This window comes from Micromonospora globosa (genome assembly GCF_000717585.1).
GTDB lineage: Bacteria > Actinomycetota > Actinomycetes > Mycobacteriales > Micromonosporaceae > Micromonospora > Micromonospora aurantiaca.
Map to the genome: position 1 here is coordinate 73464 of NZ_JNZR01000008.1, position 18117 is coordinate 91580.

Below are 18117 nucleotides of genomic sequence, written 5' to 3' on the forward strand. Positions count from 1 at the left end.
TCCTCGCCTAAACGCTGGCGATCGTGGCGCTGACCGATGGTGATTCGCCGCCGGTCAGGGAGCTGAGTCTGGCCCGGATGTGCCGGACCACCTGGGTTGCGTGAACGAGGGGCCCGGACGAGCTGCCGCCGGCGTTCAGGAAGAACCACGTTTGTCCGTCGTGGGAACCTTCCAGCGCGACCTGCCACGACGTCGGTGACCCGGTCACGGTCAGGAGCATCGTGTGGTTGCCGAGCGAGGCTTCGAGGTCCCGGGCTACGCCCACCGCCGGGGCGGTCGTAGCCTGGGACAGCGACGTGAACGGCAGCATCAGGCCTTGACCTTGAGGCGCACGAACGCCTCGGCCAGAACCGGCATGCCGTCGACCTCGCGGCGGCCGATGAACCCGACCTGGTTGGCCTCGGCGTACAGCTCCACCAGGCGCTGGATCTCCAGGTTCAGGGCGTCGGCGATGTGGTAGAAGCTGAAGTCGGCGATCATGCCGACGTAGCCGTTGGCGGTGATGGTGTTCGGGGCGTACTCCGACACCACGTAGGGGACCTCGAGGATCGTGTCCGGCTGGTCGGACAGGCCGGCCTTCCAGATGTACTGCCCGTCGGTGGTCTTCAGCTTGCGGATCGTCTTGACCAGGTCGCGGTGGTAGAGCCACCGGGCCCGCCGCCAGTAGGCGGCCTTCAGCGCGTACTTCGCGTCGATCAGCTGATCCGCGACTGTGAAGCTGCCCGCCGCGGTGGGGATGGCGCCACCGGTACCGATCTCCACGTCTCGGGAGGTGGGGATGCCGGCGCTGCTCGCCGTGAACACACCCAGGGGCTTCTTGTTGCCGTCACCGACCATGTACGCCTTCTCCTCGGAGACGGCGAACTTGTAGGCCAGGCGCTCGCGGACCAGGTTCTCGGCCCGGTTCGCGGTCAGCCGCAGCAGCTTGCGGGAGATCTTGGTCCGCTTCGCCAGGGGGTTGGGGGTCAGCTCCCGCTTGCCCAGGCGCAGCGCGTCGTCCTGGCTGCCGGTGCCGACTTCGCTGGTCCACTCGGCGTCGTTCATGTCGGTGTCCAGCGTCGGGATGCCGAGGCTGGCGGCCTCGGTGAGCCGGTGCACGGTGGCCAGGCCGCGCAGCTGCACGGCGTCGTCGACGGCCTGGACCAGCTCGGTGACGAACTGCTGCGGGGCGACCAGGTAGCCGCCCTCCGGGTCCGAGCCGGCGATCAGCGTGCGGGACTGCTCCGGCGACAGCGACGCGCGGCCGCCGATCAGGTACTGGCGGAACGCGCGCATCTGCGCGTCGCCGCTGCCGTCGGGGCCGTTACGCTCCCCGCCGTCGCGGTCGTCGTCGCCGCGGCCGGGCTGGTCGCCGGGCTCGTCGTTGATGCGCCGCTCCTTCGCGCGCAGCTTCTCCTCGCGCTCGATCTGGGCGTCGCAGCCGTCGACCTGCTCCATGAGCCGGTCGAACTTGGACGACTCCTCGGCGGTCAGGTTCCGGCCGCCGTCGTTCTCCGCGGCGGTGAGGATGTCGCGGGCCTGCTTCGCGAGGCCCGCGCGCTCCTGCCGCTTGGCGTTGATGTCCACTCCGTGGTCCTTTCTCGGGTGTGGTGACTGCCGCCCGGCAGGGGGCGGAGGTGCTGCAGGCCGGCGAGGGCGGGGGCTTCCCGGGCCCCGCCGTCGCCGGCGGTCTACAGCGCGCCGGCCATCTGGAGGCGGCGGCGAACGGTGTCCAGGGCGCGGCCGCCGCTCTCGGCGGCCGGCGCCGGCGGGGCCGGGTCGGACGACGTGGGCTGGCCGGTCCGGTCGAGCAGCTGCCGCAGCGCGGCGATGCTGTCGGCGTCGAGCCGGTGCAGCAGACCGCGGACGCTGTCGAGCAGCTGCTCGTCGACGGCCAGACCGCCGGCGCGGCCGGACTCGACCACCGCGTTGGGGTCCATCGGCAGCGGCACCGACGACAGCTCGTACAGCTCCCAGTCCACGGCCACGCCGCCGCGCCAGTAGTCCTGCGTCTTCGGGTCCTCCCACTCGAAGACCGAGAAGCCGATCGACACGGCATTGAGGAACCCGTCGCGGTACTTGCGTTCGACGGTGGCCGCGAAGTCGTCCTTGCGGTCGAACTCGATGTCGAACATCAGCCGCTTCTTGTCGTCGACCTCGGTCTTGACCGACCGGCCGATCGGCAGTGAATCCCGGCCCCAGTAGCGGTGGCCGTAGCCGAAGACGGGGTTCGCCCGGTACCGGTCCAGGCGGGCGCCGTCCATCTTCAGCGAGATGCCGTCGCCCTTCTCGCCCTCGGTCGCGCCGATGAACCGCAGCGGGCCGTCCGGGTCCGCGGTGGTGTCGCGGACCATGAACGCCCGGTGGAAGGCCATCTTCTTCACCGGTTCACCTCCGGTCGTGCCTGGCGGTCGCGGGGCGCGGCCGGCTGCTGCCGGTCCGCCCGCGGCCGGCTCTGGCGGCGGCCGCGCCCGTCGTCGTCGCGGTCCTGGTCGTGGGTGGGCTGCTCGTCGCTCACGTGGTGTGCTCCGTCGCGTTGCAGGTGCAGCCCGGGTGCACCGGGCAGGCCCGCCCCGGCTGCGGCGGGTCGTTCGGGGCCGGCGCCGGCTGCATGTTCAGCGGCACCAGGTACGTCTCACCCCGGCCGTCGGGCAGCGGGTTCTCGTTCTCCCGCTCGCGGATGTCGTCGCCGGACAGCCAGCCCCAGTTCCGGCCGATCGCGTACGCCTCGTAGCGGGACTTCAGGTCACCCCGGGTGATCGCGTCGACGATGTGCTCGGCGAAGAACCGCGGCCGTTCCCGCTCGGTGAGCAGCCGCATGTTCGTGTACTGCTCCCAGGTCACCAGCCAGCCGAGCAGGGTGTCCTGGAGGTACTCCAGCGACTGCCACTCGATGTTGCTGAAGGTGGCCCGCTCCAGGTCACCGATCTTGTGCGGGGGCAGGCGCAGCCACCGGCACATCTCGTTGACCTGCAGCTTGCGGGTCTCCAGGAACTGGGCATCCTCCGGCGGGATGCCGATGTCCTGCCACTCCAGGCCCTCTTCGAGGATCGCGACCCGCTGCGCACGGTCCAGGCCGCGGTGCAGGTTCTCCCAGTCGGCCTGGAGTCGCTTGTGGCCCTCCGGCGACATCTTCTTCGCCGTCTTCAGCACACCGCCCGGGCGGGCGCCGTTGGAGAAGAAGCTGTTGCCGAACTGCTCGGTGGCCAGGCCCATCCCGATGGACTGCCGGGCCAGCTTCACCACGCTGTAGCCGCGGATACCGTCGTAGCCGAGCCCGCCGATCGGCAGGACCTCGTCGGGGAACAGCCGGGTGTAGATGCCGTTGACGTCGTCGTCGTACCGGTAGGCGACGGTCAGCTTCCCGGGGCCGGTGCGCTTGACCTCCGGGGTGATCCGGTCCGGGCGGATCGGCCACACCTCCGTGACCTCACCGGCGCCGTTGCGCAGCACGTGCGCGTACCCGGTGCCCCACGTCAACGCGTGCCCCTGGAGCGTCCGCTTGAACACGATCGGCGGCATGATTTCGTTCGGCTGGTCGTGCAGCACCTGGTAGACCCGGTGCTCCCGGGCCCGCCGCTTGCCCCGATCGAGACGCTCGTACAGCGGCAGCGGCAGCTTCCCGACGTCGGTGGCGATCGCGTTCACCCCGGCGAAGAACGGGCTGTAGTGCAGCGCCGTGTCCTCCGACACCCACGGGCCGGACGCCGTCGACGAGCCGCCGGTGAACCACTCCTCCACCCACTTCTCCGGGGTGGCCACCCCGGACGTGCCGGTGGAGGACGCCCGCTGCGACAGCACCGAGCGGAAGAAACCCACGGTCAGCTCCCGGCCCCACGCCGCCGCGCGTCCGGCGCGCCGTCGGCGGCCGCGGGCAGCGCCGCGGCGATCCCGACGACGAACACCAGCGCGCCGACGACCGACAGCGCCACCCCCAGCGACCACCACAGGGCCAGGCCCACGCCGAGCAGCACCAGCCCGGCCAGCACCACCAGGTCGACCCGGTCGACGCCGGCGGCGACCCGCGCGCCGGCGGACCGGGCCGCGGCGGCCACCAGGCCGTCCCGGCCGGCCGGGACGGCCTCGGTCGTGGTTTCCTCGCTCACAGGTCCCTCCCAGGGGGTCAGCCGACCGTGGCCAGGCCGCGGTAGTCCAGGACGTCGTCCTCACCACCGCGCATCTGCCCGTCGATGGCGAAGAACAGCGCCGGCATGCCGTCGATACGCACGTGCTCCTTGCGGCGGTCCGGCTTCACCGGCCGCACCCGGTCCGGATCGTCGGCCGGACTCTTGCCCTTCAGGTGCTCGGCCATCCACCGGGCCACCGGGTTACCGCCGTGCGCGTACTCCCGGGCGTGCAGCGCCCGCGTGAACTCCGTCATCGGCCCGGTCATCCGGTCGTACGTCGTCGACGACTCGTAGCACTCCAGACCGGTGCGCTCGACGATCTCCTGCCGCACCGGCTCACCCGACCACTTGTCGTACGTGACGTCGGCGATCGCGAACTGGGCGTGGTCTTCCTCGATCCCGTCGTAGATCGACGTGTAGTCGATGACGTTGCCCTCGGTCACCGTGATCCACCCGGCGTCGCACCACTGCTGAAACGCCCCGTCGGTGTGCTCCGACAGGCCCGGCACCACCGCCTCGGGCACCCAGAACCGCCACCGGATCGACCCGTCATCGAACAGCAACGCCCACGCCGTCAGGTCCAACTTGCTCGACAGGTCCAGACCGGCCCAGCACTTACGGCCGGCCAGCTGCCCGTCACGCCACGTCGGGTTGGCCGCCAGCTCGCCGGCGTTGGCGTCCCACAGGTCCAGCGGGATATACCGGTACAGCTGCTGGACCCGCTGGTTGAGCTGGAACTGGCGGAACGCCTTCTCCTTCGCGGCGTTCGTCTTCGCCGCCAAAGCGTGCCGGCGCAGCGCCTCCCGGCTCTTGAACTGATCGAGAGCCGGGTTGGCCCACTTCCAGTTCCGCTCATCCCACGGATCGGTCGACACCGGCAGGTGCGGGTGGCCCTTGAAGACGCGGTGCAGCCGCGCCAGCTCCTGCGCGGTGGCCGGGGCCTTGCGGATGAAGGTGAACACGTGCGGGGCGCGCCGCGGGTCCTCCTGGACCTTCTCCGCCTCGTCGATCAGCGACGCACCGAATGAGTGGGGCTCGTCGGTCTCCGTGGAGGTGGCGAACAGCAGTTCCTGCTCGCGGGCGCCGTCGGCGGTGTCCATCGCCTCCCACAGCGACCCGTCCGGCTGCGACAGCACCTCGTCCAGGTTGAAGCCGTGCGGGTTGTGGCCCAGCTCGCCCTTCGCGTCGGAGGTGATGACCTCGTAGATCGACCCGGACTTCTCGTCGACCAGCCGGCGCTCGTTCTTGTAATACTTCAGGCGCCGCGCCAGCACCGGGGACAGCTGCACCATCCGCAGCGCCGGACCGAACACCTTCTCCGCCTGCTTGGTGTCCTTGGCCGCGTTGTAGACCTCGGCGGCCTCCTCGTCGTCGCCGACGAACAGCAGCAACTGGATGGCCGCCGCGATCTCACTCTTGCCGTTCTTACGGCCGACGATGATGAACGCCCGCCGGTACCGGCGCACGTACCGCTGCCACTCCGACGACCAGATCACCTCGCCGAACAACGGCCGGATGATCTCGTGTTCCTGCCACGTACGCAGCACGAACGGCTTACGCCGGTACGGGCCCTTGATGTGGCGCAGCAGCTCGGCCGGGAACGCCACCGCCCGGTCCGCCCGCGGCTGGCAGTAGTGCGCACCCTTCTTCGCGCAGCTGGTGTCCCGGAACGTGTACCCGCAGACCGGGCCCTTGCGATCACGCGGCCGCCACCGCTTGTCGTGATCCGGGATCGGATCGTCAACCGGACCCGGCCGGGCCCGCGACCGCGACCGCGGCGCGCTAGCCGGTGAGGAGGTCCTCGTGCGGGTCACGCCGGCCATCCCCACCCGTCAGCTGCGCCCGGTCCGACGGCGTCAACCCGAACCGCGCCGCCCAGCTCTGCAACTGCCGGTCGGCCTGGCCGAGCACCACCGTCCACGGGTTCCGGGTGACCCGGTGTCCGGTCTGCTTGCCGTTCTTGTCGAACACCGGCAGCTGCACGACCTCGCCCTCAGCGGCGAGCGCCTCGGCGGCCTTGCGCCGTCGCGCCGCGGCGTCGCACGTCACCGCGAACGCCTCCACGTCCCAGGCCGTCAGCACACCCTTGCGGATCAGGTCCGGGGCGTACTCCTCCCAGATCGCCACCGCCTCGTCACCCAGCCACGCCGGCGGCTCGATCTCACGCACGGCCGGCGACGGCACCGGCTCGTCGGTGTTCACCCGGTCGGCCCGGGTGCCCCGAACCAGCTTCAACGCGGTCGGCGCCGGCTTCGGACCACGACTGCCCACTGTGGACACCTCCCCGGATACGGCGAATGTCGAAACTCGTCAGCGTGAAAAGGCACCTCAGCGCGGGGTAGACGGGCCTTCACCAGCAGAGATTCGACCCGCCCCTCCCGCCGGGGCATCGACACTGACCGAACGGATGCCCTGCTCACCGTCCCAGTCGGCGACGTCCGTCATGGGCGGCGAGTAGACCGCCATCGTCGCGACGGTCGCCACCAGCACCACCGTCACACCGGGCAGCATCGCTTCCAGCTGCTCCTTCGCCTGGCGTGCCACGGCGTTCGTGGGGTTGCCCGCCAGCCCGACCACTAGCGTGTCGCCTGGCTGGACCACCAGGCCCGCACACGGCAGCATCGTGATCGACGGCTCGGCCGGCACCAGTGGATGGGTCATGGTCTCCTCCTGTTCCAGCCGCCCGGCTGACGCTTCGCCTTGTCCACCCGATCGCAGGGCTGGCACAACCCACGACCCCGATCCGGATCGTTCGCGTCCAGCCCTCGCGCCACCAGCTCCCGGCGGCTCAGCGGCCAGTGGTCAGCCACCACGCTCGGCCGCGCATCGCACAGCACACAGATCGGATCCCGGTCCAGCACGCCAGCGCGGAAGACGTCACGGTGCTGCTGGTCGTAGCCACGCTCCGCCGGGCTGCCCCGGCGCTGATCCGCGGCCCGGGCCAACCGGCCTCGACAGCCGGGGCACTTCCCGCCGTCGTCACCGGGCCTGCCTCGGCAGCCCGTCGTCGTGCACCGCCTCGGCGCCCGGGTCGGCATCCACTCACCCCCGCATACGACGACCGCCCCGGACGGGGGCCGGGGCGGTCGCCGGGCCGGGCTGGTGCCCGACACTGTCATGCGCCGTACGCGCAAACGGTAGATCGTGGTGCAGGCAGAATCCTGCACCGCGATCATGCACCGGAATCGGACATCTTGGCAAGCTGAGGCTCTCCGACGCGCCGCTCAGGGGTTCTCGCTCATCCAGGCGCCGCCGCGGCCTGCGTGCCCGGATCGGACCCGCTTGGCCTGCGCGGCCCTGCTCGCGGTCTGCCCCTCGGCGGGCTGACTCAGGACGGCGATCGCAAGGAGCACCCTGAACGGCACCGCCGCGCGGCCCGTCTCGTAGACGCACACCCGCTGGCCCTTGATGCCGAGGAGCCGTCCGGCCTGCTCCTGGGTGAGGCCGGCCTGGCGGCGCCATTCGCGGATGCGCCACATGCCGCCGGTCACCTCGGGTGGGCCGTTGGTGACACGTGCGCGGACGTGCCGATAGCCGGGCACGCGGTTCAGGTCGGGGTCGTTGGTCATCGCCATCGGGCCTCCTTCTGGACGCTGTCGAGGTATTCGGCGAGGGTGTTCAGGAACTCGGGCAGGGCGGGGATGCCGTCGGTGTCGCCGTCGGCGATGCGTTTGCGGATCCGGTCGATGGTTTCGGCGAGGCGCGTGACGCCCCCGATGTATCCGCGGCGGGACCGGTCGGCGGAGCGGCCGTAGTTGTCGGCGGAGGCGAGCTGCTTCTCCAGGCCGTCGATGATGTGGCCGTGTTCGGCGCAGTCGAGGGCGCGGGCAGACGCCTCCCGCTCGCGGCGTTCCCCGTCGACCTTCACGTGCGCCCAGGCGTCCCGGTAGTACTCGACCCGGTCGGCGCAGTCGGTGAGGGCCTGCTCGACGAGGTCGACGTTCCAGCCTTCGCGGCGGGCGGTGTGCAGCAGGCGGACGGCGGCGTCGCGGCGGGTGCCGAGGGCGACGTCGATGGCGTTGTCGACGGCGGCCTGCCGGATCAACCGCTCATCTCCGGTCCCAGCCCGAGGCGGGGTCGGCTCACTCACCGCTGTTGCCCTCCCGTACCGACCAGGCGCCGCCGCGGCCCGCGTGCCCGGACCGGACACGCTCGGCCTGCACGGCCCGGCTGGTGGTCTGCGCCTCGATGTGCTGAGCCAGCACGCGGATGCTGCCGTCGCTGTCGTCCCAGATCGACAGGCAGCCGGCGCAGTACGCCGCCCGCCGGACGACGTTGACGCGCAGGGTGTCCCGGCGGCCGCACGTCACCACCGGGCACGTCGCCCGCGGCCGGTACGGCTCGCTGATCCACCCGATCAAGGCCTGCGCCCGCACGTGCCACCGCCGCATCGCCCCGGCCAGCGCGGCCGCCACAACGTCGTCCAGGACGCGAGGCTCGGCGGCCGCCGCGGCGAGCTGCCGGACGGTGGCCTGGACCGTGTCGCGGTGACCCAGGCCCAGGTTGGCCGTCCACCGGGCCGCGTCGGTGCTGATCGTGGCGTGCAGTGCGAGGGCCTCCCAGGTGCCGGGGGGCCGGGACTGCGGGACCGGGCGGGCGCCCTGGACGTCGTCGGGCGAGGTGACGCCGTACGCGGCCGCGTCTGCGAGCTGGACGAGCAGCCCGTCCTGCTCGGTGGAGTGGACGCCGGTGAGCTTGATCCGGCCGCCTCGGGTGCGGGTGTAGGCGGGGGTCTGGGTGCGGTAGGTGTCGGCCAGCTCGTGGGCGTAGCCGGCGATTTCGGCGACGACCAGGTGGCGGGTGTTGGTGGTCTGGTCAGCCATGGTGGTGGTCCTCAGGGCGCGGTGGAGTGAGCGGGGGGCCAGGGCGTGCGCGGCGGGCTCGTCTTCCTCTTTTGCGGTTGGTCGGGAGGGAGGGGTCGGGAGCGCCCGACCCGTCCCGTCCCGTCCCGACCCGACCCGGGGCCCTGGCCGTTGGAGGCTTGGGTCCTGACGATCCGGCCGGTTTCCGGCCGGGGTCCGGCCGGGTGTGTTGATCTTGCTTGCGCGGTGTGGCGGTGGTGCCGTCGCGCGGTGCGCGGTGTCCCGGGTCGGCGGCCGGGGTCGCGCGGGTAGCGCGGTGTCCCGGCGGTGGTGCCGGGGTCGCGCTGGTGGTGCGAGCGCGGTGTCCCGGGGCCGGGGTCGCGCTGGGTGCCGGGTGGCTGGCTGCTGCCCGGTGGGTGGGCGTGGTCCGGCTGGGTGCCGGGTCGCCGGTGGCGTTGTCCGGCTGGGTGCCGGGTCGCCTGGTGGGGGTGGGCGCGGGGTCCGGCTGGGTGTCGGGTCGCGCGGGGTCGATGCGGGGTCCGCCGGGCGGTGCCGGGGGTCGCGGGCCGGTGCTCAGGGGCACCTGGTGGCCGTGGTTGGCGAGGTGCTCCACGGTGGTCTTGCCGTAGTAGGGGCTGGTGGGTGCGGGCAGGGTGTGCCAGCGGTTGGGCTGGGGGTCCTTGCCGCGGCGGCCGTTGCAGTGGTTGCAGCAGACCACCAGGTCGTCGGGGCCGCGGGCGGCCTGGCCGGGGTGGCGGTGGTCGTAGGTTCCGGCGAGGGCGCCGGTGCGGGCGTCCCAGTTGACGATGCGGCCGCAGTAGCGGCAGGCGTCACCGTCGCGGAGCCGGACCGGGACGGTCAGGATCGGGTTGCCGTTGTCGTTCTTGCGCTGGCGCTCCCACTCGATCTCGGCGCGTAGGCGGATGTGGAACAGGTGTTCGGAGTCGTCGGCGAGTAGCCATCCGCCGTCGATGCGGGTCCAGAAGCCGGCCCGCTCGGCCCACGCGGCGAGGCGCTGCCACTGCGGGCCGCCGTAGAGGGCGACGGTGCCGTCCGGGACGACGTAGTCGGTCTCCTGTCCGGCGGAGTAGGTGGCGCACAGCCACACGAGGCCGGCGACGGCGGGCAGGCGCAGGTCCCAGCCGTCCAGGTCGTCGTCCGGGCCGCGCGCCCAGGCGAGGGGCGCGAGGACGGCGGGGTGCTGGTTGCTGTTGTCGGACGACTTCAGCCACGCCACGCAGCCACCCCCTTAGTGATCAACATCTATGGTTCTCCCGGTAGCACTCGGCGCGGCCACCGCCTGGGGTGGCCGCGCCGAGGTTGAGCAGACGGCGGAACGGCAGACGCGCCGCTACGCAGGTGGATCCGGTGCGCCCGGAGGCTCCGAGGCCACGTCCAGGGGCTCGGGCGGGTCGGGGCGTTCGGTCCAGCGCGCCGTCAGGCGCACCAGGCGGCCGCCGTTGGTCTGGTGCTCGATCAGTGTGGTGCCGGGCGCGCCAGCGGCGTCGAGTGCCCGAGCGAAGTCGCGGATGACGCTGGCGTCGCTGCCGTGGATGCTGCGCACCACGACCGCTGTTTCCTCTACGACTTCCGGCTCGCCGTCGCCCCACGCCTGGGAGCAGGTGCGGGTCACCTTGCGCTGCTCGAAGCGGACAATCTCAGCCACGGCTGTCCTCCTCGGCGGCGCCGTTCTCAAGCCGACGGTCGTTGGCCTCCACGGCGGCGACCGCCACCGCGGCGAGCTGCACCCACTCGGCGCGCAACGTGGCCGGGTCGCTGACGGTGGCCTCCAGGACCTCGGCCATCTCCTCAATGGCGATACCCACCCAGGTGGGTCCGTGGTGGCCGGCCTCCTGCCGGCAGTTGTAGCGAGCACGCGAGGCCACCGGGATCTCGTAGTACTCCGACAGTCGCCGCGCTACCTCGGCGGGCTCGCCCCACCACTCGCCAGCCCCATCTGTGAGCCGGCCGAGGATGTCCGGGTGAGCGTCCGGGTGGTTCTGCTCGCCCCACTTCGCGTCCTGCCGCCGCCGCTCGGCCAGCACTTCGGCCAGCACCTCGTAGATGGTGCCGGGGAACGTCGTCTCGATCGGCCCGGCGCTGGCGGCGTGCTCGGCCAGCAGGGTCACCCAGACGTCCCACGTGGCCGAGGGAACGCCCTCGCCTCTGTTGATGCGCATCAGCCACTTGAGGGCGGCAGCGAACCGGTCCGCGAGATCGCCCTGGGGGCGAGGGCGGAGCAGCCGCACCAGCTCGGTGGCCAGCGGGTAACTCGGGCTCGTCACCGCGCTGTCCGGCCACGCCGCATACCAGCCGTCCAGCAGCATCTCGATCGCCTCGGCCCGCTCGGCGTCGTCCACGGCGGAGTAGAGGCTGCGGCCGACGTTCGCCAGGAGGCCCTCGAAGACGTCCTGCCCCCGGGCCGCGGCCCGCTCGTTGCCAGGGCAGCCGGCGTACCGGTGCCGCTCGCCCGGCTCGACGGAGCAGTCATCGCAGCCCTGCTCGGCCACGCCCGGCTCCGCGGCGCCGGGCACCGCGTCGGCGTACGCCCGGGCGAGGTTGCGGAGGGCGTTGTGGGCGGTGGCCACCTGCTCGTTGAGAGCCTTGATGGTGGCCTTGTGGGAGGTGAGCTGCCGGCGGAGGCATGCGGCCTCGTCATCCTGGCCGGGCTCCGGCCGGGCGTCCTCAGCCATGCTTCGCCTCCCGCTCTGCCCGCGCCATGTCACAGACCCGGGCGTAGGTGGCCGGGTCACGCTGGCCGGCCGGGATCGCCGTGAGCATCCGCATCCGGGCGAGCAGCGCCGCGGTGGCGCCGAACTGGCGGCGGTGGCCGCAGCCCACGCACAGCCCGTACGGCCGGCCCTGCGAGTCCGCGTCGCTGCACAGTGGCGCCATGCACAGGCACATCCGGTGCTCGGCGCGGAACGTGGCCCAGCAGGCGAGCGCTCGGGCGGCGTAGTGCTTGATCCAGGTCGTGCGGTTCGCGCCTTCGCGCGACGTAGGGGCGGGGGCGATGCGCTCGGCGGTGTTGATCGGAGATTCGGGGGGCGTGTCGGGCGACGGCTTGATGCCCATCGTCTATTCCTCGGCGGGTTCGGTGGTCGGGTGAGCGGCCAGGTAGGCGTCCATCACGGTGCGGGGGATCCGGCCGAGGGCCGGCACCTCCACGCCGTTCTTGCGCGCCCACTCCCGGACCGTCTTCGGTGGCACCTCGGCGGCCGGGGCGGCGGCGGGCGGCGTGGTGGCCGGGCGGGCGGGACGGCCCGTCGCGGCGCGGAGCGCCTCGCGGGCTTCCTCCAGCTGCGCGGCCAGCTCGTCGACGCGGCGCTGCGCCTCGGCGGCCTGCTGCTCCCGGTCGAGCGCGGTACGCAGCTCGTCGACGAGCGCGCGCAGCTTGTCGCCGAGGGCCTGCACGCGGCGGGACGGTGACGCGGCGGCGTCGTGCAGCAGCTGCGCGAGGGTGTCCGCCGGCGGCGCCGGCCGGGGCGCGTCGGCGGGCGGGCGGAGAGTCCCGGGCGGGGGCACGGTGGTGATCCGGGGCGTGCCGGGCACGCCGGGCTTGCCCTGGGCGGCGGCGACGGCCGAGGCGCGGTGCTCGAACGCGGCCACCGCGGTGGCGGCCAGCTCCCGATCCCCGGCGGCCAGTTCGTTGATCGTGCGGCGGACCGCGCTGATGTTCAGCGTGGTGTAGTCGGCGATCGCCAGCTCGGTCTTGCCCTGGGCGAACAGCCGCAGCACCTCGTACTGGGTGCGGCTGGTGATGGTCGGCGCGGTGGATGCCATCAGGCGCCGGCCTCGGCGCGGGCGGCGGCCTCCATGTCGCGGACCTGGGCCAGGACCTGCTCCCCGCGGGCGGTCAGCTTGTAGAGGCGCACGCCGAACTGGTCGGCCTCGCTCTCGTCGACCAGCTGCACCAGGTGCATGCGCTTGAGCGGCTGGAGGCGCTGGGTGGCCCGCTTGAGCACGACGGGCGGGCCGGGGTCGCGCTCGAAGTCCGGCGCGCGGTAGCGGGGGTCGGCGTGGACGCGGCGCTGCTCGACGGCGACCAGCAACTGCACCTGGTCGGTGTCCAGGGCGATCTCCATCAGGGTGTCTCCGTTCATGCGAGGTCAGTCAGGCGGCGTTCGTGGTGGTGCCGCCGTCGAGCACCACCAGGTGCCCGCGACGGCGCGGCGGCGGGGGAGCGGCCAGGTCGACGCCGGGCCGGACGAGCGGCTCCGGGATGACCGGCGGGAGCGGCCGCGGGCCGTACCGCTCCACCACCAGCTCGGCGAGCAGCTCGTCGCGGGTCACCGCTCGCCACCCGGGGCGCGCGGCGGGCAGGCCGGGCAGTCGCGCTTGGTGTAGCGGTACGGCTGGCCCGACCTGGTCTCCCACACCGTGGTCCCGCAGATGTGCGGGTTGTCGGCGGCGGTGACGGGCCGGCCGAGCGCGGCGCTGGCCACCAGCCACACACCGGGCCGGGCGAGCAGCGGCGCCGTCATCGCTGGTCGACCAGTTCGCCGTCGATCGCCGAGCCCCGGCGCAGTCCGTCTTGGACGCCGGCGACGTACTGGCGGGAGAACCGGGCCGGCACGATCCCGAGCGCGCAGAGCAGGTCGATCGACTGGTCGACGTCAACCGGCGGCAGGTCGGCGTTACTCAGGACGTACTTGTCCGACCGCCAGAACACCCAGAGCGCGCCGTCGTCCCACGACACCTGTACGTGCGCGAGGGGCTGTCCGTCGCGGCCGTCGAGCGGCAGCGGCGGGGTCGGCTCGCCGGGCGCGTACTCCATGCCGAGGGTGCAGGGCTTCCCTCGTCCCTGCTGGTCGCGTGGGTGGCTGGCCAGGCCGGCCCGGGCCCAGGCGAACACGGCGCGCAGCCGGCCGATCTGGGCCAGCGTCAGGTCGCCCGACGACGGTCGGCCGGTGACCGGCACGGACCGCCAGTCCGCGGCCATGCCACAGCGCGGGCACGTCGACGCACCAGGGCCGGTGGACGTGCGGCGCCAGTGGTTGCCGCAGCCGCGGCAGTGCCACACGTCGTCAAGCGTGGTCGACCCGCAGCACCAGCCGGGCCGCTCCGAGTCGGGGCTTACCCCCGCCCCACCGGCCAGGGAAGCGGCCGGTGGGGCGGGAGCTGGAGCGGACTCGGTGACGGCGACGCTCCTGGTATCGCCGTCGGTCTCGGCCGCTCCATCCGCCGACGGGAACTCGACGCCGGCGGCCGTCTGGGTTGGGGTGCCCGCCGGGGCGGAGTCGCGAATCTCCACCCCGGCTTCCCGCGAGGCCCGGGGGACATGGGTCTCGTCGGACGGCCCGGTCGGGGCCGTGTCACCCGCCGCGAAACGGGTGGTCTCCTGCGGCGGCCAGCAAACCTGGCACCAGGTGGCCTGCCAGCGGTCAGCCGCCTGCTCGGCGGTCAGAGTCAGCCCAGTGCGGGTCGCCCGGCTGCACCGAGTCAGCAGCGTCGACTTGAGCGCATGGGCCGCGATGGCCTTGCGGGCCGCCGCGATCCACACCCGCTCGGTCGGCGCCGGGCCGTGGCCGGCCAGGGCCGGCGGTACGGCGGCGGCCGGCGGCCGCGACGCCGGGCGCTCCCGGCCGTCGGTGCCACGGACCTTGTCCGGCAACTGAGTGGTTCCACTCAGTTGCCGGAGGTCGTCGCGGACCGTGCTCTGCCCGACGCCGAGCGCCGTGCCGATCGCCCGGGTGGACATGCCGGCCAGCCGCAGCTCCGCGACGGCCTTCTGCCGGTGCTCGGTGGGCAGCTTCAACCGGTCGGCGCCGAACTCGCCATCCACGTACGCCTGCCAGTCCGCGTACTCGAGTACCTGCCAGTCGCGGCGCTCCCAGGCGAGGGCGATCTCGGCGAGGGTCTCCAGGTAGTTGTGGATCCCGGCGCGAATCCGCTCCGCGCGCTCGCGGGCAGCCGGCTCGGTGGACCGCACGGTCAGCTCGTCGACGGTCACCGCGCTGCCCTCCGGGCCACCCGGGCCGTACGGCGGCGGGCACCGGCCTCGGTCCAGGCGTAGCCGTGGCGTACGCCGTTGTCTGCGGCGATGACGGCCCAGTGCCAGCGGGGCTGCCACCACCGGCGGTGGGCGAGCCGGTGCGGCTGGAAGTCGAACACCGGAGCGGGCGGCAGCGCGGCCAAGGTCGCTGGCGGCGGCTCGGTGTCCGTCGCAGGCGGACGGCCGTCGAGCACCGCGGCGACGCGCTCGACCGCGGGGAGCGCGGCTGGCGCGGGCTGCTCCGCGGCGGGCTCGGTGCTGGTGCTGGTGCTGCGCCAGGGCCTCGGGTTGTGGCACTGCACGCCGTCCGGGTGCACGATCACTGCGTTGCGGTTAACCAGCGCCACGTAGCCGTGCTTGCACACCGGCAGGAGCCGCCGCAGCGGCGGCAGCTGGCCGAGGCGCTCCGGCTGGCACGGCCGGCCGACCGGGTACGTGGCGTAGCCGGGCCGGCTCGCGGCCACCGCGCGCCACTCGTCGTCGGTCAGGCGCTCGGTCACCGGTACTCCTCCGGGTCGTGCTCGCCGAGGATCGCGGCGTCGCGGGCCTGAGCGGCCGCGGCGAGCGCGGGCGAGATGCGGGTCTTCGGGACGGGCGGGGGCGACGGCGGGCGGTGCGCCGCGTCATCCGCCGTGCCCGGGCGGCGGCAGTTGCGGCAGATCTGCCGCTCGCCGCGCCAGTCGGTGCCCAGCTCGGTGTCCGGCTCGAACGTCGGGCAGGGCCGCGGCGCCGGGGTGCTCTTCGCGGCGCTCACTGCGGGCCGTCCTCGTCGTCGGTGTCGAGCAGGTCCGGGCCGTCCTGGCCGGCCGGGCCACGCTGCCCGGACAGGCCGGGCAGCGTGGCCGGCGCGGGCTGCGGCGGGCGGATCTTCGCCTCGCAGACCGGGCCGATGCCGCGGGCGCGGCTGGCCGCGGTGCGGAGACGGCGTCCGCACTCCGAGCAGTTCTTGGGCTCACCCATCGCTGGTCCTCGTCCGGGCCAGCCGGTCGTCGCCGGCCGGGCGGGGGATGCGGGCGGTGGTCTCGCTGGCGCCGGCGACGATCGCCCGGACGCGGCCCTGGATGTCCGGGGGCACCCAGCAGCCGGAGAAGTCGATCGGGTCGCCGGTGGCGTAGGCGTCGAGCAGCCGGTGCGCGTACGCCGGGGTGAGGGGCGGCGGGGCGGTGACCTCCAGGGCGATGCCGTCGGGGAGCAGGTTGTCCCAGATGTCGGCGGCGCCGCGCATCAGCCGGGCCCGGTGGACCGGGTCGACGGTCTCCCCGGCCAGGGCGAGCAGCGCCCGGAACGCGCGGGCGTGCCGGTCGCTGTCGTCGAGCTGGCGGCTACGGGCGGCCAGGCCGGCCAGGATCGCGCCGAGGGTCAGGCCGGCGGCCAGGACGGCGGCGATGGTCACGGCGGCGGTGGTCGGGTCGGTGGTCACGAGGTCTCCCGGATGCTGGGGGGCAGCAGCCGCGCGAGGGTGCGGCAGGCCCGGTACGTGATGGCCTTGACGGCGCCCTCGTTCTTGCCGACCGCGGCGGCGGTCTCGGCGACGGAGAGGCCGTGGAGGAACCGCAGGACGATCACGTCCTGCTGCTCGACGGTCAGGGTCTTGACGGCGGTGAGCAGCTCCACGTTGACGAGGTGCGCGACCGTGGCCCCGGCCGGATCCCCTTCGAGGCTGCGGTCGTAGCGGTCCATGCCGGAATCGGGGTCGTGCACGTCGGCGGTGATGTACTCCCGCCGGTAGCGGCCGGACTTGTAGTGGTCGGCCACGATGTTGCGGGCGATCGTGACGAACCACGCGCCGATGTCCCGGCCCTGCCACTGCACGGTCTCGATCCGGCGCAGCGCCCGGATGAACGTCTCGGACGTGAGGTCCTCGGCGAACAACCGGTTGCCGCTGCGGAAGTAGATGAAGCGGAAGACGACGTCGCGGTAGCGGGCGTAGAGCTGCCCGAACGCGTCCCGGTCACCGGCCTGCGCCGCGACGACCAGGTGCCACGTGGCCTCCGGATCCTGCTCGGCGCGCGGCGGGCCCGGCTGGGCCGGCACCCGCACCAGCGTCCGCGCGGTCACCACACACCCGCCGGCAGCAGCACGTCCCACCGGTTGAGCCGGAACATCTCGTGGTCGTCGTCGGCGTCCGGCCACGGGTCCACCGCGTCGGGCAGCTCGGCCGGGTCCAGCGCCGGCGGCCGACGCCGGGCCTCCGCCCGGGCCCGGCGCTCGGCCGCGCGCCGGACCTCCTGACGCCGGCCGTACCAGGCAAGCACGGCGACCACGGCGGTGATCAGCGCCAGGCCGGCGACCTCACCGGCGGCCTCGCGGATGCCCGTGGCGATGCCCGCCAGGATGTCGGCGGCCATCACTCGTCGCCGTCCGGGTCGGCGGGCTGCGGCTCGCGGTGCACCAGCTCCAGCGGGCCGTACTGGCTGAGCAGCTTGTCCGGGGCGATGCGCTGCTCGCGGTAGAGGTGCGGCGTCTCCCGCGCCGGTGCCATCACCAGCCGGGCGCTCTCGAAGACACGGCCGTCGTCACCGACACGGGCGGCCTTCAGCGTCGCGAACCACAGGTCGCCCGTGGAGTCGCGCCACAGGTCACCGAGGACCGGCGGCCACTCCGCCGGCGCCACCCGCTCGACGGTCACGTCCTGGTGGTGCAACGGGATCTCGTACTGGGCCCCGTCCTCGCCCGAGACGCGGATCCAGTTGCCGGACTGACCGACTTGCAGAACCGTTGCCTGGCGGATGGCGATCGCCACCAGGTCGCCCGGCACGTACGTCGGACGCTCCGCCGCCGTCATGCCGCCACCGCCGAGGTGCGCTCGGCGGCGCCCAGCGACACGTTGAAACCGCGCCACACGATCCGGGCCGCGGCGAAGTGCCACCGGCGGCCCTCCGGGTCGACCTGGTGCGTCTCCCGGACGTCGCCGGCGTTGCCGTGCCGCTCCGCCCAGGCGGTCACCTCGGCGGCCGTGTCGAACAGCAGCGACACCCGGTTGTCGCCGTGGACCGTCACCGTCTCCGGCGCGGGCAGCGCGTCCTGGTCCACGGCGTAGCACTCACGGCTGATCGCCCGGAGGATGCCGGCGCGGGCGATCCGGACCACGGCGTCCTGCCCGGCGGCGTCGGCCATAGCGCGCTCGACGTGCGGGAGCTGCGCCACCTCGGGGGTGGCAGGTACGTTGTTCATCTCGACCAGTTCCTTCCTGAGTGGGTTGGTGCGGGTACGG

At 73.2% G+C, this 18117-nt stretch carries 29 protein-coding genes; all 29 read right to left on the reverse strand.

What is annotated here, in order from left to right; all coding sequences use genetic code 11:
• Positions 1-7 precede the first annotated feature (7 nt).
• The 29 genes from IF06_RS0110610 to IF06_RS0110750 all read right to left on the reverse strand — a co-directional run bounded on the left by IF06_RS0110610 (position 8) and on the right by IF06_RS0110750 (position 18077).
• The gene (locus IF06_RS0110610; RefSeq protein WP_030270624.1) at positions 8-310 is read right to left on the reverse strand and encodes a hypothetical protein; all 303 of its coding nucleotides are present in this window, start codon (positions 308-310) and stop codon (positions 8-10) included.
• Complete coding sequence (locus tag IF06_RS0110615; protein WP_030270626.1) at positions 310-1566, reverse strand: phage major capsid protein; 1257 nt, start codon at positions 1564-1566, stop codon at positions 310-312. The genes IF06_RS0110610 and IF06_RS0110615 overlap by 1 nt, the downstream gene beginning before the upstream one ends.
• Positions 1567-1670: 104 nt before the next feature.
• Positions 1671-2354: an HK97 family phage prohead protease gene (locus IF06_RS33915; protein ID WP_420063438.1), complete on the reverse strand. Its 684-nt coding sequence runs from the start codon at positions 2352-2354 to the stop codon at positions 1671-1673.
• A gap of 5 nt (positions 2355-2359) precedes the next feature.
• On the reverse strand, positions 2360-2497 hold the full coding sequence (locus tag IF06_RS33580; protein WP_157551476.1) for a hypothetical protein: 138 nt from the start codon (positions 2495-2497) through the stop codon (positions 2360-2362).
• Positions 2494-3798 carry a phage portal protein gene (locus IF06_RS0110630; protein WP_052166150.1) on the reverse strand — a complete coding sequence of 435 codons (1305 nt, stop codon included), beginning with the start codon at positions 3796-3798 and terminating at the stop codon, positions 2494-2496. The genes IF06_RS33580 and IF06_RS0110630 overlap by 4 nt, the downstream gene beginning before the upstream one ends.
• A 2-nt stretch (positions 3799-3800) precedes the next feature.
• Positions 3801-4085 carry a hypothetical protein gene (locus IF06_RS33920; RefSeq protein ID WP_030270632.1) on the reverse strand — a complete coding sequence of 95 codons (285 nt, stop codon included), beginning with the start codon at positions 4083-4085 and terminating at the stop codon, positions 3801-3803.
• A 17-nt stretch (positions 4086-4102) separates the two neighbouring features.
• Positions 4103-5713 carry a terminase large subunit gene (locus IF06_RS0110640; protein ID WP_198039657.1) on the reverse strand — a complete coding sequence of 537 codons (1611 nt, stop codon included), beginning with the start codon at positions 5711-5713 and terminating at the stop codon, positions 4103-4105.
• Positions 5714-5888: 175 nt separating this feature from the next.
• Complete coding sequence (locus tag IF06_RS0110645; protein WP_030270636.1) at positions 5889-6377, reverse strand: phage terminase small subunit P27 family; 489 nt, start codon at positions 6375-6377, stop codon at positions 5889-5891.
• 57 nt (positions 6378-6434) lie between these two features.
• Entirely contained in the window at positions 6435-6767 is a 333-nt protein-coding gene (locus tag IF06_RS0110650; protein ID WP_157551480.1) for a hypothetical protein, read from the reverse strand.
• A gap of 563 nt (positions 6768-7330) precedes the next feature.
• Positions 7331-7681 carry a helix-turn-helix domain-containing protein gene (locus tag IF06_RS0110655; protein WP_030270641.1) on the reverse strand — a complete coding sequence of 117 codons (351 nt, stop codon included), beginning with the start codon at positions 7679-7681 and terminating at the stop codon, positions 7331-7333.
• Positions 7672-8151: a hypothetical protein gene (locus IF06_RS32810; RefSeq protein ID WP_030270647.1), complete on the reverse strand. Its 480-nt coding sequence runs from the start codon at positions 8149-8151 to the stop codon at positions 7672-7674. The genes IF06_RS0110655 and IF06_RS32810 overlap by 10 nt, the downstream gene beginning before the upstream one ends.
• 37 nt (positions 8152-8188) lie before the next feature.
• A complete protein-coding gene (locus IF06_RS0110665) occupies positions 8189-8929 on the reverse strand; it encodes a DUF7341 domain-containing protein (RefSeq protein WP_030270649.1) in 741 nt (246 codons plus the stop codon).
• Positions 8922-10145 (reverse strand): HNH endonuclease, encoded by a 1224-nt coding sequence (locus IF06_RS0110670; protein ID WP_030270651.1) that lies wholly within the window; start codon positions 10143-10145, stop codon positions 8922-8924. Before IF06_RS0110670 ends, IF06_RS0110665 begins: the two co-directional genes overlap by 8 nt.
• A 114-nt stretch (positions 10146-10259) precedes the next feature.
• Positions 10260-10574 carry a hypothetical protein gene (locus IF06_RS0110675; RefSeq protein ID WP_030270652.1) on the reverse strand — a complete coding sequence of 105 codons (315 nt, stop codon included), beginning with the start codon at positions 10572-10574 and terminating at the stop codon, positions 10260-10262.
• Positions 10567-11601: a hypothetical protein gene (locus IF06_RS32815; RefSeq protein ID WP_052166152.1), complete on the reverse strand. Its 1035-nt coding sequence runs from the start codon at positions 11599-11601 to the stop codon at positions 10567-10569. Before IF06_RS32815 ends, IF06_RS0110675 begins: the two co-directional genes overlap by 8 nt.
• Positions 11594-11983, reverse strand: coding sequence for a hypothetical protein (locus IF06_RS0110685; protein ID WP_030270656.1), 390 nt, complete (start codon positions 11981-11983; stop codon positions 11594-11596). Before IF06_RS0110685 ends, IF06_RS32815 begins: the two co-directional genes overlap by 8 nt.
• 3 nt (positions 11984-11986) lie before the next feature.
• Positions 11987-12691, reverse strand: a complete 705-nt coding sequence (locus IF06_RS32065) for an Lsr2 dimerization domain-containing protein (RefSeq protein ID WP_036310615.1) — start codon at positions 12689-12691, stop codon at positions 11987-11989.
• Positions 12691-13011, reverse strand: coding sequence for a hypothetical protein (locus IF06_RS0110695; protein ID WP_030270659.1), 321 nt, complete (start codon positions 13009-13011; stop codon positions 12691-12693). The genes IF06_RS32065 and IF06_RS0110695 overlap by 1 nt, the downstream gene beginning before the upstream one ends.
• A gap of 10 nt (positions 13012-13021) precedes the next feature.
• Complete coding sequence (locus IF06_RS0110700) at positions 13022-13201, reverse strand: hypothetical protein (protein WP_030270661.1); 180 nt, start codon at positions 13199-13201, stop codon at positions 13022-13024.
• Positions 13198-13392: a hypothetical protein gene (locus IF06_RS0110705; protein ID WP_030270662.1), complete on the reverse strand. Its 195-nt coding sequence runs from the start codon at positions 13390-13392 to the stop codon at positions 13198-13200. Before IF06_RS0110705 ends, IF06_RS0110700 begins: the two co-directional genes overlap by 4 nt.
• Positions 13389-14861: a hypothetical protein gene (locus IF06_RS0110710; RefSeq protein ID WP_030270663.1), complete on the reverse strand. Its 1473-nt coding sequence runs from the start codon at positions 14859-14861 to the stop codon at positions 13389-13391. The genes IF06_RS0110705 and IF06_RS0110710 overlap by 4 nt, the downstream gene beginning before the upstream one ends.
• The gene (locus IF06_RS0110715; RefSeq protein WP_030270664.1) at positions 14858-15403 is read right to left on the reverse strand and encodes a hypothetical protein; all 546 of its coding nucleotides are present in this window, start codon (positions 15401-15403) and stop codon (positions 14858-14860) included. The genes IF06_RS0110710 and IF06_RS0110715 overlap by 4 nt, the downstream gene beginning before the upstream one ends.
• Positions 15400-15657 (reverse strand): hypothetical protein, encoded by a 258-nt coding sequence (locus tag IF06_RS0110720; RefSeq protein ID WP_030270665.1) that lies wholly within the window; start codon positions 15655-15657, stop codon positions 15400-15402. The genes IF06_RS0110715 and IF06_RS0110720 overlap by 4 nt, the downstream gene beginning before the upstream one ends.
• Positions 15654-15863: a DUF6011 domain-containing protein gene (locus IF06_RS0110725; protein WP_030270666.1), complete on the reverse strand. Its 210-nt coding sequence runs from the start codon at positions 15861-15863 to the stop codon at positions 15654-15656. Before IF06_RS0110725 ends, IF06_RS0110720 begins: the two co-directional genes overlap by 4 nt.
• Positions 15856-16323 carry a hypothetical protein gene (locus tag IF06_RS0110730; protein ID WP_030270667.1) on the reverse strand — a complete coding sequence of 156 codons (468 nt, stop codon included), beginning with the start codon at positions 16321-16323 and terminating at the stop codon, positions 15856-15858. The genes IF06_RS0110725 and IF06_RS0110730 overlap by 8 nt, the downstream gene beginning before the upstream one ends.
• Positions 16320-16961, reverse strand: a complete 642-nt coding sequence (locus tag IF06_RS0110735) for a sigma-70 family RNA polymerase sigma factor (protein ID WP_420063437.1) — start codon at positions 16959-16961, stop codon at positions 16320-16322. The genes IF06_RS0110730 and IF06_RS0110735 overlap by 4 nt, the downstream gene beginning before the upstream one ends.
• A complete protein-coding gene (locus IF06_RS34280; protein ID WP_030270670.1) occupies positions 16958-17251 on the reverse strand; it encodes a hypothetical protein in 294 nt (97 codons plus the stop codon). The genes IF06_RS0110735 and IF06_RS34280 overlap by 4 nt, the downstream gene beginning before the upstream one ends.
• A complete protein-coding gene (locus IF06_RS0110745; protein ID WP_030270672.1) occupies positions 17251-17688 on the reverse strand; it encodes a hypothetical protein in 438 nt (145 codons plus the stop codon). Before IF06_RS0110745 ends, IF06_RS34280 begins: the two co-directional genes overlap by 1 nt.
• Positions 17685-18077 (reverse strand): hypothetical protein, encoded by a 393-nt coding sequence (locus tag IF06_RS0110750; protein ID WP_157551482.1) that lies wholly within the window; start codon positions 18075-18077, stop codon positions 17685-17687. Before IF06_RS0110750 ends, IF06_RS0110745 begins: the two co-directional genes overlap by 4 nt.
• Positions 18078-18117: the final 40 nt, after the last annotated feature.